The organism is Streptomyces sp. NPDC013455 (genome assembly GCF_040632975.1).
Taxonomy (GTDB): Bacteria; Actinomycetota; Actinomycetes; order Streptomycetales; family Streptomycetaceae; genus Streptomyces.
This window is the reverse complement of the sequence record NZ_JBEYCX010000018.1, coordinates 52279-65690: the sequence shown is the minus strand read 5'-3', so window position 1 is coordinate 65690 and position 13412 is coordinate 52279. Positions and strand designations below refer to the sequence as shown.

Genomic DNA, 13412 nt, shown 5'->3' with positions numbered 1-13412 from the left:
CCTCCCGCACGGGGTTTTCCACAGATGCGGCGGACCCCCTTGAACCGACCGATCGTTCGGTTACTCTAGCTCTGACCGGTCGTCCCCGCCCCTGTTTCCGCCGAGGTCACGAACTCGACGAAGAGTTCTCCAGACGAGGAGTTGGTCCCGCATGGCCGCCGAACTGACCGTCCACGAGCTGATCGAGAAGCACCGGCCCACGCTCGACCAGGCCCTGGAAGCGATCCGTACCCGGGCGTACTGGTCCCCGCACCCCGAGCACCCGAAGGCCTACGGCGAGAACGGCAGCCTGGACGCGGCGGCCGGCAAGGCCGCCTTCGACGCCCTGCTGGGTACCCGCCTCGACCTCGGCCAGCCCGGCACGGACGACTGGGTGGGCGGCGAGGTCTCGCCGTACGGCATCGAGCTGGGCGTGACCTACCCGCACGCGGACACCGACGTGCTGCTCGCGGCCATGCGGACCGGCCAGGGGGCCTGGCGGGACGCGGGTCCGGAGGTCCGGGCGGTGGTCTGCGTGGAGATCCTCAAGCGGATCAGCGACCGGACGCACGAGTTCGCGCACGCGGTCATGCACACCAGCGGCCAGGCGTTCATGATGGCGTTCCAGGCGGGCGGCCCGCACGCCCAGGACCGCGGCCTGGAGGCGGTGGCGTACGCGTACGCGGAGCAGGTCCGCACGCCCGGTACGGCGGAGTGGACCAAGCCGCAGGGCAAGCGGGACCCGCTCGCCCTCACCAAGCGGTTCACGCCGGTCCCGCGCGGCATCGGCCTGGTCATCGGCTGCAACACCTTCCCGACCTGGAACGGCTACCCGGGCCTGTTCGCCTCGCTGGCCACCGGCAACGCGGTCCTGGTCAAGCCGCACCCGCGTGCGGTGCTGCCGCTCGCGCTGACCGTCCAGGTCGCCCGGGACGTGCTGGCGGAGGCCGGCTTCGACCCGAACCTGGTCGCGCTGGCCGCCGAGCGCCCCGGCGAGGGCATCGCCAAGACCCTCGCCACCCGTCCGGAGATCAGGATCATCGACTACACCGGGTCGACGGCCTTCGGTGACTGGCTGGAGGCCAACGCCCGCCAGGCGCAGGTCTACACGGAGAAGGCCGGCGTCAACACGGTGATCGTGCACTCCACGGACGACTACCAGGGCATGCTGGCCAACCTGGCGTTCTCGCTGTCCCTGTACAGCGGCCAGATGTGCACCACCCCGCAGAACCTGCTGATCCCTCGGGACGGCATCTCCACCGACCAGGGCCCCAAGAGCTTCGACGAGGTCACCGCCGACCTCGCCCGCGCGGTCGACGGCCTGCTCGGCGACGACGCGCGCGCGAACGCCCTGCTGGGCGCGATCGTCAACCCGGACGTCAAGGCCCGCCTGGAGGCAGCGGCCGGCCTCGGCGAGGTCGCCCTCGCCTCCCGGGAGGTCACCAACGAGGAGTTCCCGGGCGCGGTGGTGCGCACCCCCGTCATCGTCAAGCTGGACGGCGCCAAGCCGGACGACGAGGCGGCCTACATGAGCGAGTGCTTCGGCCCGGTCTCCTTCGCCGTCGCGGTCGACTCGGTGACGGACGCCGTGGAGCTTCTGCGCCGCACGGTCCGGGAGAAGGGCGTGATGACGGTCGGCGCGTACACCACGGACGCCGCGACCGAGCGGGCCGTCGAGGAGGTCTGCCTGGAGGAGGCCGCCCAGCTCTCCTTCAACCTGACCGGCGGGGTCTACGTCAACCAGACGGCCGCCTTCTCCGACTTCCACGGCTCGGGCGGCAACCCGGCGGCCAACGCGGCCCTGACCGACGGCGCGTTCGTGGCCAGCCGCTTCCGCGTGGTCGAGGTGCGCCGGGAGGTCTGAGAAAGGTCTGAGAGCGGGAGCCCGCGGGCCGTTGCGTGGGCGCGGGCGTCAGTCACCGGCCGCAGGGACCCCGGCCTCCCGCGCCCGCCACGGGCGCCGTGCGCTACGGACGCCGTGCGCTACGGACGCCGTGCGCTACGGACGCCGTGCGCTACGGACGCCGTGCGCTACGGACGCCGTGCGTTACGGGCGCCGTGCGTGTCCGCCGCCCCCGGCGCTCCAGTGGTACAGGGTCATGGCCACGCTGGTGGCCAGGTTGTAGCTGGAGACCTGGGGGCGCATCGGCAGGCGCAGCAGGTGGTCGGCGCGGGAGCGCAGTTCCGGTGACAGTCCGGTGCGCTCCGAGCCGAAGGCCAGGACGGCGTCGTCGGGCAGCCCGGTGCCGCGGATGTCCTCCCCCTCGGGGTCGAGGGCGAACAGCGGGCCGGCGGGCAGGTCCGCCGTGCCGAGGCGTTCCACGGCGGTGGCGAAGTGCAGGCCCGCACCGCCGCGCACCACCGTGGGATGCCACGGGTCGAGCGTGCCCGTGGTGACCACGCCGGTCACCCCGAACCCGGCGGCCAGCCGGATCACCGCGCCGGCGTTGCCCAGATTGCGCGGGTTGTCCAGGACCACCACGGGGGCGGTGCGGGGGGTGCGGGCGAGCGCCCGCAGATTGGCCTCCCGGGACGGCCGTACGGCGAGGGCGGCCACCCCGGTCGGATGGGGCCGCGCGACGAGGGCGGCGTAGTCCCGCTCGGACACCTCCGTCAGCAGGGCGTCCAGCGTGTCGCGCACGTCCGCGGCCAGCTCCCCGGCGAGGGCCAGGGCGGCCCGCCGGTCGGTGGTGACCGCGACCGGCACCTCCGCCCCGAAGCGCAGCGCGTGCTTCAGGGCGTGGAAGCCGTCGAGCAGCACGGCGTCCGCCGCCCGGGCGCGCCAGCGGCTCAGCGGGTCGGTCATGCGGTGAACCCTACGCGGTCCGGGGCACTGTCCTCGGGGGAGCGCGGCGCCGGCACCGGACGCCCGGCGCCCCGCAGGAGCCGCCCGCGCGCGCGTGCCGCCCACGCGCCGAGCCGGCGCAGGAAGGACGTCGGCAGGAAGACCGCGTCCGCGGTGATCATCGCGAGCGAGAAGAACGGCAGGCCGAGGACGACCGCGATCACCGCGTGCTCGAGCATCATCAGCACCAGCAGGACGTTCTTGGCCCGGCGGTTGAGCAGCGTGAACGGGAAGGCGACCTGCACGATCACCGTCCCGTACGCCACGATCATCATGATCGTGCCGCTGGAGGACATCAGGTCGGCGAGTGCGGGCCAGGGCGAGAAGTAGTCCAGGTGGAGCGGGTAGTAGACGGCGGTGCCGTCCTGCCAGCGCGAGCCCTGGATCTTGTACCAGCCCGCCGTCGCGTAGATCAGGCACGCCTCCGCCATGATCACGACGAGCGCACCGTTGTGCAGGACGTTGGCGATGACGTCCAGCAGGATCCGCGGCTCCTGCCAGGCCTCCCGGCGTCCGGCGAGCCACCACAGACCGAGCACCGCCCAGGCCGTCCACAGCAGCGCCGGGATCAGCCAGCCGTTGTCGAACCGCCCGGTCAGCGTCGCGGTGCCGAGCGCCAGGCCGGACACCGCCCACAGCACCGGTCCCACCCGGTCGGCGGGCACCCGCTCCCCCCGCGCGCGTGCCGCCGCGTCCCGTGCCGCGCGCCGGGCGTCGAGGGACCACATCCGGCCGCAGCGCGTGAACACCAGGTAGAAGGCCATCAGGTGCAGGACGTTGTCGCCGCCGTCGCCGATGAACACGCTGCGGTTCTGCAGCGACAGCACGCCCACCATGAACAGCACGGACGCCGTGCGGGTGCGCCAGCCGAGCAGCAGGGCCACGCTGGCGAGGATGGCGAGCGCGTAGCAGAACTCGAACCAGAGCCGGCCGTCGGACCACAGCAGCGCCGTGAAGGCGTGGTTGTCGGCGGTCAGCTGCTTGGCGAGGTTCCAGCCCCACGGACCGGAGGGGCCGTACAGCTCCCGGCGGTGGGGGAACTCGCGCAGCAGGAACAGCAGCCAGGTACCGGCGAAGCCGATGCGGATCACGGCGCTCTGGTACGGCCCGAGAGCCGCCTCGGTGACCCGGGCGATGCCGCGCGACAGTGTCAGGGAGAGGCGGTTCACCGCACACCTCCCGCGGCCTCGTCGGCCGTCACGGACCACCAGGGCAGCAGGCGCTGCACGGGCTTGTCGGACACCCGCTCACGGCTCCACGGTGGCGGCTGCACATTGGTGGTGCTGGAACGGACCTGCACGCGCTGGATCACGCCTTCCCGGCTCGTCGGATCGTCCCGGTACAGCCGCATCACCACGATCCGGCGCAGATACTGCTCGGAGAGGGAGCCGCGCATGCCCACGGGACGGTTGTCGGCGTTGTGCGTGGCCGTGAAGAAGTCCCAGGCCCGGCGCAGCTCGTTCTGCTGGGTGTGGCTGGGCGCCACATTGCCGTCGATGGCGGCGCCGTCCTGCGCCGACAGGTCGGTCCACCCGGTGGTGCGCAGACCGCCGTCGTCCATCCGCACCTCGGCGCGCACCTGGACGGCGATGTTCTGCTGCAGCGGGTTCGGGGCGAACAGCTTCCAGTTCTGCTCGAACTCCGGGTAGACCCACTCCTCGACGGCCTTGCCGTGCTGCTTCGTCACCGTGTTGGCGGGCGCGAGGCTGAGGAACACCATCAGCAGGTGCGCCGAGGCGGCCACGGCGACCACCGCGAGGGCCAGCGCGGCGCCGACCTGGTAGCGCGGGGAGAGCGCCGCGATGCCGGCGCTGGACGCGGGCGGCGGGGGAGCCTCCGGAGGCGGTTCCGGGAGACGCGTCCCGGCCGGCCCGTCGGGAGCCTGCGGGTCCCGCGAGTCCTCGTCGTACGCGTCCATTGCGTTCCGTCCCCCGTCTCGGCCCGTTCTCCGGCCCGGTCGCTCAGCTCGGCCGTTCAGTTCGGTCGTGCACTTCGGTCGTGCACTTCGGCCGTGCACTTCGGTCGTCCAGCCCGGTCGTCCGGTCCGGCCTGCCACCCGGCGGGACCACCCGGTCCTTCCGCCCGGCGGTACGGCCGAGCGGGTCGGCTCGGCGCGCGGTGCCGTGACGGACGCCCCGTGCTGCACGGGCGCCACCTGTCGGCGCCCGCACGGAACGGTACTCAGCCCCGGGCACCGGGCGCAGCCCCGGGTACCGCACGAACACGGTGGTTCTCACCACGCACGGGACCCGCGGTGCCGTCCGGTACGGCGTCCGACGCGCCGCGCCGTGTTCGCCCGCGCCGGTTGTCCACAGGCGGCGCGAGGACTTTTCCACAGCGGTTGACACCCCGCGGCGGCCCGGCACACCATGGATGCGCACGGACCGAACGATCGGTCGGGACCTCCGGCCGGGGCCGTGTTCCTCACCAAGCCCGAGGTCAGGGGGACCGCATGGCCACAGCAGCCGCGCAGCGCACGGCCCGCCCGCAGGCGGACGGCGCGCCGGAGACCGTCGACACGACCGCCCACCAGCGCGCCTTCGACGCGGCCGTGGCCGCCGACGACCGCATCGAACCGCGTGACTGGATGCCCGACGCCTACCGCGCGACCCTGGTCCGGCAGATCGCCCAGCACGCGCACTCCGAGATCATCGGCATGCAGCCGGAGGCCAACTGGATCACCCGCGCGCCGTCCCTGCGCCGCAAGGCGATCCTGATGGCCAAGGTGCAGGACGAGGCCGGCCACGGCCTGTACCTGTACAGCGCGGCCGAGACCCTCGGCACCAGCCGCGACGAGCTGCTCGACAAGCTGCACAGCGGCCGCCAGAAGTACTCCTCGATCTTCAACTACCCCACCCTGACCTGGGCCGACGTCGGCGCGATCGGCTGGCTGGTGGACGGCGCGGCGATCACCAACCAGGTCCCCCTGTGCCGCTGCTCCTACGGCCCGTACGCCCGCGCCATGGTGCGGATCTGCAAGGAGGAGTCCTTCCACCAGCGCCAGGGCTACGAGCTGCTGCTGGCCCTCAGCAAGGGCACCCCCGAGCAGCACGCCATGGCCCAGGACGCGGTGAACCGCTGGTGGTGGCCCTCGCTGATGATGTTCGGCCCGCCCGACGACGAGTCCCAGCACTCCGCGCAGTCGATGGAGTGGAAGATCAAGCGCCACTCCAACGACGAGCTGCGCCAGCGCTTCGTGGACATCTGCGTCCCGCAGGCCGAGTCCCTGGGCCTCACCCTCCCCGACCCGGAGCTGAGGTGGAACGAGGAGCGGGAGCACTACGACTTCGGTCCGATCGACTGGACGGAGTTCTGGGAGGTCCTCAAGGGCAACGGCCCGTGCAACGACCAGCGGATCAACCAGCGCAGGCGCGCCCACGACGAGGGCGCGTGGGTACGGGAAGCGGCCGCGGCCTACGCGGCCAAGCGCACCGGGGACACCGGTGAGACGGGAGCGACGCGAGCATGAGCACCACCGACTGGCCCCTGTGGGAGGTCTTCGTGCGCTCCCGGCGCGGCCTCTCCCACACCCACGCCGGCAGCCTGCACGCGCCCGACGCCGAGCTCGCCCTGCGCAACGCCCGTGACCTATACACCCGGCGCGGCGAGGGCGTCTCGATCTGGGTCGTCCCGGCCGCCGCGATCACCGCGTCCTCGCCGGACGAGAAGGACCCCTTCTTCGAACCCTCCGCCGACAAGCCCTACCGGCACCCGACCTTCTACGAGATCCCGGAAGGGGTGAAGCACCTGTGACCGCCACCGGCCCCGCCACCGTCCCGGTGACCGCCGCGCTCGCCCTCGGCGACGACGCCCTGGTGCTCTCCCACCGCCTGGGCGAGTGGGCCGGGCACGCGCCCGTCCTGGAGGAGGAGGTCGCCCTCGCCAACATCGCCCTGGACCTGCTCGGCCAGGCCCGCGTCCTGCTGTCGCTGGCCGGCGACGAGGACGAGCTGGCCTACCTGCGCGAGGAACGCGCCTTCCGCAACCTCCAGCTGGTCGAGCAGCCGAACGGCGACTTCGCCCACACCATCGCCCGCCAGCTGTACTTCTCCACCTACCAGCAGCTGCTCTACGCCGAACTGGCCGCCGGCGACGGCCCCTTCGCACCCCTCGCCGCAAAGGCCGTGAAGGAGGTCGCCTACCACCGCGACCACGCCGAGCAGTGGACGCTGCGGCTCGGCGACGGCACACAGACCAGCCACGAGCGGATGCAGCGGGCCTGCGACGCGCTGTGGCGGTTCACCGGGGAGATGTTCCAGCCGGTGGAAGGCCTCGACACGGACCGGTCCGCGCTGGAGACCCGTTGGCTCCAGTCCGTCACGGACGTGCTCGGCCGGGCCACCCTCACCCTCCCGGAGGGCCCGCGCACCGGTGCCTGGTCGGCCGGCGCCGGCCGGCAGGGCCTGCACACCGAGCCGTTCGGGCGGATGCTCGCCGAGATGCAGCACCTGCACCGCAGCCACCCGGGGGCGACATGGTGACCGCCACCGCCCTGGAGGCGGAGCTGCTGGAGCTGGCCGGCGCGGTGCCCGACCCCGAACTGCCCGTGCTCACCCTGCGCGAGCTCGGCGTGCTCCGCGCGGTGCACGTCCACGGCACGGACACGGTGGAGGTCGACCTCACGCCCACCTACACCGGCTGCCCGGCCATCGAGGCGATGAGCGGCGACATCGAGCGGGTGCTGCGCGACCACGGCATGCGCGAGGTCACCGTCCGCACGGTGCTCGCCCCCGCCTGGTCGACCGACGACATCACTCCCGAAGGCCGCGAGAAACTGCGGGAGTTCGGCATCGCCCCGCCGCGGGTGCGGCCCGCCGGCGGGCCGGTCCCGCTGGCTCTCGGCCCGACCCGGACGAGCACCCCGGAGGCCGAGCCGGTCCGCTGCCCGCACTGCGGCTGCGCCGACACCGAACTGCTGAGCCGGTTCTCCTCCACCGCGTGCAAGGCGCTGCGCCGCTGCCTGGCCTGCCGGGAACCGTTCGACCACTTCAAGGAGTTGTGATGGCGCGCTTCCACCCGCTCCCGGTGGCCGCGGTCGACCGGCTCACCGACGACTCCGTCGCCCTGACCTTCGCCGTGCCGCCCGCACTGCGCGAGGAGTACCGGCACGCACCCGGCCAGCACCTCGCGCTGCGCCGCCGGGTGGACGGCACGGAGATCCGGCGCACGTACTCGATCTGCTCCCCCGCGCCGCACCCGTCCGGCGAGGGCCCGCGGACCCTGCGGGTGGGCGTGCGACTGGTCGAGGGCGGTGCCTTCTCGGCGTACGCGCTGAAGGAGATCGCCGTCGGTGACGAGCTGGAGGTGATGACCCCGGCCGGCCGCTTCACGCTGGAGCCGTCGCCGGGTCTGTACGCGGCCGTGGTCGGCGGCAGCGGCATCACCCCGGTGCTGTCGATCGTCTCCACGCTGCTCGCCCGGGAGCCCGGGGCGCGTTTCTGCCTGGTACGCAGTGACCGTACGGCGGCCTCGACGATGTTCCTGGAGGAGGTCGCCGACCTGAAGGACCGCTACCCGGAGCGGCTCCAGCTGGTGACCGTGCTCTCCCGCGAGGAGCAGCAGGCGGGCCTGCCGTCGGGCCGGCTCGACCGGGAGCGGCTCGCGGGGCTGCTGCCCGCGCTGCTGCCGGTGCAGGAGGTGGCGGGCTGGTTCCTGTGCGGGCCGTACGGACTGGTGCAGGGCGCCGAGCAGGCGCTGCGCGAGCTGGGCGTGACCCGGGACAAGATCCACCAGGAGATCTTCCACGTGGACGCGGGGTCGGCCCCTGCGTCGGCGGCCGCGGCACCCGCGCACAGCACCATCACCGCGCGGCTCGACGGCCGCGGCGGCACCTGGCCGGTGCGGGAGGGCGAGTCGCTGCTGGAGACGGTGCTGCGCAACCGGCCCGACGCGCCCTACGCCTGCAAGGGCGGGGTGTGCGGGACGTGCCGGGCCTTCCTGGTCGACGGCGAGGTGCGCATGGACCGCAACTTCGCGCTGGAGACGGAGGAGACCGAAGCCGGGTACGTACTGGCCTGCCAGTCGCACCCGCTGACGGAGCGGGTGGAACTGGACTTCGACCGCTGACCGCTGCCCCGGGCCGGAGCGCGGAAGGCCCGGGCTAGAGGACGAAGCCGGGCGTGCCGGCGTCGGTGACGACCGGGCGGCCGGCGGTCTGCCAGTACTGCATGCCGCCGTCGACGTTCACCGCGTCGACGCCCTGCTGGACCAGGTACATGGTGACCTGGGCCGAGCGGCCGCCGGAGCGGCAGATGACGTGGACGCGGCCGTCCTGCGGGGCGGCCTCGGTCAGCTCGCCGTAACGGGCCACGAACTCGCTGATGGGAATGTGCAGGGCTCCCTCGGCGTGGCCCGCCTGCCACTCGTCGTCCTCACGGACGTCCAGCAGGAAGTCGCCGTCCTTGAGGTCCGTGACCTGCACCGTGGGCACACCAGCTCCGTAATTCATGTCCCCGACGCTACCCGAAGCGGAGAGCGGACCGAGCGGCTCAGCCCTGCCCGAGCAGTGCGGCCAGCTGCGCCTCCCGCTGGGCGATGTCGGTGCGCAGCCGGCCGGCGATCTCTTCGAGCAGGCCGTCGGGGTCGTCCGGGGCGAGGCGGAGCATGCCGGCGATCGCGCCCTCCTCCAGTTCCCGGGCGACGAGGGTGAGCAGTTCCTTGCGCTGGGCGAGCCATTCGAGGCGGGCGTACAGCTCCTCGGCGGGGCTCGGGCGGCGCTCGGGCGGCACCGGTCCGGCCGCCCACTCCTCCGCGAGCTCCCTGAGCTGGGGCTCGTCGCCGCGGGCGTAGGCGGCGTTGACGCGGCCGAGGAACTCCTCGCGCCGCTTGCGCTCGTCCTCTTCCTGCGCCAGGTCGGGATGGGCCTTGCGGGCGAGCTCACGGTAGAGCTTGCGGGCCTCCTCGCTCGGCCGCACCCGCTGCGGGGGCCGTACGGCCTGCTCGGTGAGCATGGCGACGGCCTCGGGGAACAGGCCGTCGCCGTCCATCCAGCCGTGCAGCAGTTCCTCGACACCCGGGATCGGCAGCACGCGGGCCCGGGCCTCCGCGGCGCGGCGGATGTCCTCGGGGTCCTGGGTGCGGGCGGCCTTCGCCTCGGCGATCTCGGCGTCCAGCTCCTCGATGCGGGTGTAGAGGGGGCCGAGTCGCTGTTCGTGCAGGCGGGAGAAGTTCTCGACCTCGACGCGGAACGTCTCCACGGCGATCTCGTACTCGATCAACGCCTGCTCGGCGGCCCGTACGGCCTGCTCCAGCCGTTCCTCGGGACGGGGGGCGGTCTGGTCGGCTTCGGGGGTCGTCACCCGGCCAGCGTATCGGCTGCGGGCGGGTCGGGCCGGGGCCCGCGTCACGGGGCCACCACCCGGACGCCGGATGCGGACCCGCCCTGACCGCTCGCGCAGCTCCCCACGCCCCCCGGGAGAGAGCGCCACGCACGCCCGGGGAGCCCTCCGGAACGACCCCGGCGCCCCCCCTCACCACCCCGGCAAGGCCCCCTCATCCACGGGAGACCTCCCTCACACTCCCGTCTCCGCCGCTATCCGGCCCTCCCGGATGCCGCGGAGCAGGTCTGCGTGGTCTGCCTCCGTGCGGTCGGCGTAGGCGGTGGCGAAGGTGGTGATCGCCTCGTCGAGTTCGTCGTTCTTCCCGCAGTAGCCGGCGATCAGGCGCGGGTCGGCGCTGTGGGAGTGGGCGCGGGCCAGGAGCGCGCCGGTCATGCGGGCGTAGTCGTCGAGCTGGTCGGTGGCGAGGGCGGTCGGGTCGACGCTGCCCTTGCGGTTGCGGAACTGGCGCACCTGGTACGGCCGCCCGTCGACGGTGGTCCAGCCGAGCAGGATGTCGCTGACGACCTGCATCCGCCGCTGGCCCAGGACCACCCGTCGGCCCTCGTGCGCGACCGGCGGGGTCGCGAAGCCGGCCGTGGCCAGGTGCGGCAGGAGCGCGGACGGGCGGGCCTCCTTGACCTGGAGGACCAGCGGCTCGCCGCGGTGGTCGAGCAGCAGCACGACGTACGAGCGGGTGCCGACGCTGCCGGTGCCGACCACCCGGAAGGCGACGTCGTGCACGGCGTACCGGGCGAGCAGGGGGCGCCGGTCCTCGCCGAGGGTGTCGACGTACGGTCCGAGGGCGGCGGCGACCGCGGCGGCCTCGGCGTCCGGTATGCGGCGCAGCACCGGCGGGGCGGGCACGAACCGGCGTCCGCCGTCCGCCCCCGCCTCGGTCGACTTCGCCGCGAACCGGCCGCTGGTGTTGGCCCGGGCCTTCTCCGAGACGCGCTGGAGCGTGCCGAGCAGATCGTGGGCGTCGGTGTGGGAGACGAGTTCCTCGTCCGCGATGGCGTTCCACGCCTCGAGTACGGGCAGCCTGGCGAGCAGCCGCATGGTGCGCCGGTAGGCGCCCGCCGCGTCCCGGGCCGCCGCGCGGCAGGTGTCCTCGTCGGCGCCCGCCTCCCGGCCGGCCAGGACGAGGGAGGCGGCGAGCCGCTTCAGGTCCCACTCCCAGGGCCCGTGCACGGTCTCGTCGAAGTCGTTCAGGTCGATGACGAGGCCGCCGCGGGCGTCGCCGTAGAGACCGAAGTTGGCGGCGTGCGCGTCACCGCATATCTGGGTGCCGATCCCGGTCATGGGAGTGCGGGCCAGGTCGTGGGCCATGAGGCCGGCCGAGCCGCGCAGGAAGGCGAAGGGCCCGGCCGCCATCCGGCCCACCCGCAGCGGGGTCAGTGCGGCAATGCGGCCGGCGTTGGACCCGGTCACCGCACTCACCGCGTCGGGACGGTCGGCGTCCAGGTCGAGCGCGCCGTGCGCGGAGCGCGGCACGCTCGCGCGCAGCGCCTTGCCCTCCGCCTTGGGCGAGTCCTGCGGCGGCCACGGGGCGAACCCGTGCACCCGGGGCAGCCGGCGCGCGCCCTCCACCGGGTCCGCCGTCTCCCCACCGCTTCCGTCCACCGCGACCGCCTCCCCGTACTGGCCGCACGCCTCGCACGGGCGCGGGTACGAACATCAACTCGGGGAGACCGTACAACCGGTGACGCACCCGCGTCAGAACCTGTGGAAACCGGCACGGCCACGGACGCTCGACGGCCCGTCACATCAGCGCGGCAGCAGGCCACCCACCGCTGAGAGCTTCCTCACACGGGAGCGAGGCCTCGGCCGGCGGCCTGCGCGCATACGACTACGGGCCCATCGTCTTCACGATGGGCCCGTAGCCTCTGTGTGCGCGAGGGGGGAGTTGAACCCCCACGCCCTTGCGGGCACTGGAACCTGAATCCAGCGCGTCTGCCTATTCCGCCACCCGCGCATTGGGTGTGTCTTCCGTTTCCCGCCCTTTCGGGCCGGCCCCTTCCGACACCCAGAACATTAGCACGCCGTACGGGGTGGATTCACATCCCTTCCCTGGCCACCCGCCCCGCCCCCCGCCGCGCCCCCGCCCCCGCCCGACCCGTGCGGGCGCGGTGACGCACGTATCAGGGAGACACGGTTCACGTATCAACCTCGTACCGGTCCAGGCCGTCTGCACAGGAGGCGGACCGGGTCCACAGCCAGGTGCGGGACACTGGTCTACGCCCGCCTCTACGATCCATGGCAGCAGGACTCGCACCAGGAGTTCGAAGCGCAGCCGCTGGGGGAACCGGCTGATTGGCGGGCGCGTAGATACGATCAGTGAGCAGTACCGGAAGTACCCGGCAAGGCAGCGGCACAGAGCAGGGCAAGACGACGGCAGGGACGGAGGAGGTGCCCCATGGGAGTCCTGAAGAAGTTCGAGCAGCGTCTCGAAGGTCTGGTGAACGGCACCTTCGCCAAGGTCTTCAAGTCCGAGGTCCAGCCCGTGGAGATCGCCGGAGCACTCCAGCGGGAGTGCGACAACAACGCGACCATCTGGAACCGTGACCGGACCGTCGTGCCCAACGACTTCATCGTGGAGCTGAGCGCGCCGGACTACGAGCGCCTCAGCCCGTACTCCGGGCAGCTCGGCGACGAGCTGGCCGGCATGGTGCGCGACTACGCCAAGCAGCAGCGCTACACCTTCATGGGCCCGATCAAGGTCAACCTGGAGAAGGCCGACGACCTGGACACCGGGCTGTACCGGGTGCGCTCGCGCACCCTCGCCTCCTCCAGCAACCAGCAGGCCCCCGGCGCCCCGGCGGCCGGCCGCCCCGGCCAGAGCGCCCCGGGCGGCTACGGCTACCCGCCCGCCGCGCCCGCCGGAGCCCCCCCGATGCCGTCCGCGCCGCCGCCCGGCACCCGCCCCGGCGGCTACGGCTACCCGCAGCCCGCCACCCAGCGGCCCGCGGCCGCCCCGATGAGCGGCGCACGCACCCGCTACTGGATCGAGATCAACGGCACCCGCCACCAGATCTCCCGCCCGACGCTGGTGCTGGGCCGCAGCACCGACGCCGACGTGCGGATCGACGACCCCGGCGTCTCCCGCCGGCACTGCGAGATCCGGACCGGAACGCCCTCGACGATCCAGGATCTCGGCTCCACCAACGGCATCGTGGTGGACGGGCAGCACACCACCCGCGCTACGCTCCGCGACGGCTCGCGGATCGTCGTGGGCAGCACCACCGTTATCTATAGGCAAGCCGAAGGGTGAA

General features: G+C 73.1%; 13 protein-coding genes and 1 tRNA gene. 7 read left to right on the top strand and 7 right to left on the bottom strand.

From position 1 onward, the window contains the following. Positions 1 to 151: 151 nt before the first annotated feature. The gene (gene paaN / locus ABZ576_RS25895) at positions 152 to 1843 is read left to right on the top strand and encodes a phenylacetic acid degradation protein PaaN (protein ID WP_360745382.1); all 1692 of its coding nucleotides are present in this window, start codon (positions 152 to 154) and stop codon (positions 1841 to 1843) included. Between the two features lie 183 nt (positions 1844 to 2026). Here the strand turns inward: paaN and ABZ576_RS25890 are convergent, their stop codons facing one another. Genes ABZ576_RS25890 through ABZ576_RS25880 form a run of 3 tightly spaced genes read right to left on the bottom strand, consistent with a single transcriptional unit; the run spans position 2027 to position 4742 of the window. Further along, entirely contained in the window at positions 2027 to 2785 is a 759-nt protein-coding gene (locus ABZ576_RS25890; RefSeq protein ID WP_360745379.1) for a TrmH family RNA methyltransferase, read from the bottom strand. Further along, entirely contained in the window at positions 2782 to 3993 is a 1212-nt protein-coding gene (locus ABZ576_RS25885) for an HTTM domain-containing protein (protein ID WP_360745376.1), read from the bottom strand. The genes ABZ576_RS25890 and ABZ576_RS25885 overlap by 4 nt, the downstream gene beginning before the upstream one ends. Continuing rightward, on the bottom strand, positions 3990 to 4742 hold the full coding sequence (locus ABZ576_RS25880; RefSeq protein ID WP_360745373.1) for a DUF5819 family protein: 753 nt from the start codon (positions 4740 to 4742) through the stop codon (positions 3990 to 3992). Before ABZ576_RS25880 ends, ABZ576_RS25885 begins: the two co-directional genes overlap by 4 nt. A 534-nt stretch (positions 4743 to 5276) precedes the next feature. On the opposite strand from ABZ576_RS25880, the gene paaA reads away from it, so the two are divergent. The 5 genes from paaA to ABZ576_RS25855 are packed head-to-tail and all read left to right on the top strand — an operon-like array spanning position 5277 to position 8890. Beyond that, positions 5277 to 6293, top strand: coding sequence for a 1,2-phenylacetyl-CoA epoxidase subunit PaaA (gene paaA, locus ABZ576_RS25875; protein WP_360745370.1), 1017 nt, complete (start codon positions 5277 to 5279; stop codon positions 6291 to 6293). Then, positions 6290 to 6577, top strand: a complete 288-nt coding sequence (gene paaB, locus ABZ576_RS25870) for a 1,2-phenylacetyl-CoA epoxidase subunit PaaB (protein ID WP_184967739.1) — start codon at positions 6290 to 6292, stop codon at positions 6575 to 6577. Before paaA ends, paaB begins: the two co-directional genes overlap by 4 nt. Further along, the gene (gene paaC / locus ABZ576_RS25865; RefSeq protein ID WP_360745367.1) at positions 6574 to 7305 is read left to right on the top strand and encodes a 1,2-phenylacetyl-CoA epoxidase subunit PaaC; all 732 of its coding nucleotides are present in this window, start codon (positions 6574 to 6576) and stop codon (positions 7303 to 7305) included. Before paaB ends, paaC begins: the two co-directional genes overlap by 4 nt. Then, positions 7299 to 7826: a 1,2-phenylacetyl-CoA epoxidase subunit PaaD gene (gene paaD, locus ABZ576_RS25860; RefSeq protein ID WP_360745364.1), complete on the top strand. Its 528-nt coding sequence runs from the start codon at positions 7299 to 7301 to the stop codon at positions 7824 to 7826. The genes paaC and paaD overlap by 7 nt, the downstream gene beginning before the upstream one ends. Continuing rightward, entirely contained in the window at positions 7826 to 8890 is a 1065-nt protein-coding gene (locus ABZ576_RS25855) for a 2Fe-2S iron-sulfur cluster-binding protein (protein WP_360745361.1), read from the top strand. Before paaD ends, ABZ576_RS25855 begins: the two co-directional genes overlap by 1 nt. A gap of 34 nt (positions 8891 to 8924) precedes the next feature. Here the strand turns inward: ABZ576_RS25855 and ABZ576_RS25850 are convergent, their stop codons facing one another. The 4 genes from ABZ576_RS25850 to ABZ576_RS25835 form a co-directional block, all read right to left on the bottom strand. After that, positions 8925 to 9254, bottom strand: coding sequence for a rhodanese-like domain-containing protein (locus tag ABZ576_RS25850; protein ID WP_360745649.1), 330 nt, complete (start codon positions 9252 to 9254; stop codon positions 8925 to 8927). 58 nt (positions 9255 to 9312) lie between these two features. Continuing rightward, entirely contained in the window at positions 9313 to 10122 is an 810-nt protein-coding gene (locus ABZ576_RS25845; protein ID WP_360745358.1) for a hypothetical protein, read from the bottom strand. A gap of 213 nt (positions 10123 to 10335) precedes the next feature. Further along, on the bottom strand, positions 10336 to 11763 hold the full coding sequence (locus ABZ576_RS25840) for a DUF2252 domain-containing protein (protein ID WP_360745355.1): 1428 nt from the start codon (positions 11761 to 11763) through the stop codon (positions 10336 to 10338). Between the two features lie 268 nt (positions 11764 to 12031). Further along, positions 12032 to 12115 (bottom strand) — tRNA-Leu (locus tag ABZ576_RS25835). Positions 12116 to 12556: 441 nt separating this feature from the next. Between ABZ576_RS25835 and ABZ576_RS25830 the strand changes: the two genes are divergently transcribed. Next, positions 12557 to 13411, top strand: a complete 855-nt coding sequence (locus ABZ576_RS25830) for a DUF3662 and FHA domain-containing protein (protein ID WP_360745352.1) — start codon at positions 12557 to 12559, stop codon at positions 13409 to 13411. Position 13412: the final 1 nt, after the last annotated feature.

Bases quoted from the DNA above. Each gene is read 5' to 3' on its own strand.
- paaN (WP_360745382.1), top strand. From the start codon at position 152: ATGGCCGCCGAACTGACCGTCCACGAGCTGATCGAGAAGCACCGGCCC.
- ABZ576_RS25890 (WP_360745379.1), bottom strand. From the start codon at position 2,785: ATGACCGACCCGCTGAGCCGCTGGCGCGCCCGGGCGGCGGACGCCGTG.
- ABZ576_RS25880 (WP_360745373.1), bottom strand. From the start codon at position 4,742: ATGGACGCGTACGACGAGGACTCGCGGGACCCGCAGGCTCCCGACGGG.
- paaA (WP_360745370.1), top strand. From the start codon at position 5,277: ATGGCCACAGCAGCCGCGCAGCGCACGGCCCGCCCGCAGGCGGACGGC.
- paaB (WP_184967739.1), top strand. From the start codon at position 6,290: ATGAGCACCACCGACTGGCCCCTGTGGGAGGTCTTCGTGCGCTCCCGG.
- paaD (WP_360745364.1), top strand. From the start codon at position 7,299: ATGGTGACCGCCACCGCCCTGGAGGCGGAGCTGCTGGAGCTGGCCGGC.
- ABZ576_RS25855 (WP_360745361.1), top strand. From the start codon at position 7,826: ATGGCGCGCTTCCACCCGCTCCCGGTGGCCGCGGTCGACCGGCTCACC.
- ABZ576_RS25830 (WP_360745352.1), top strand. From the start codon at position 12,557: ATGGGAGTCCTGAAGAAGTTCGAGCAGCGTCTCGAAGGTCTGGTGAAC.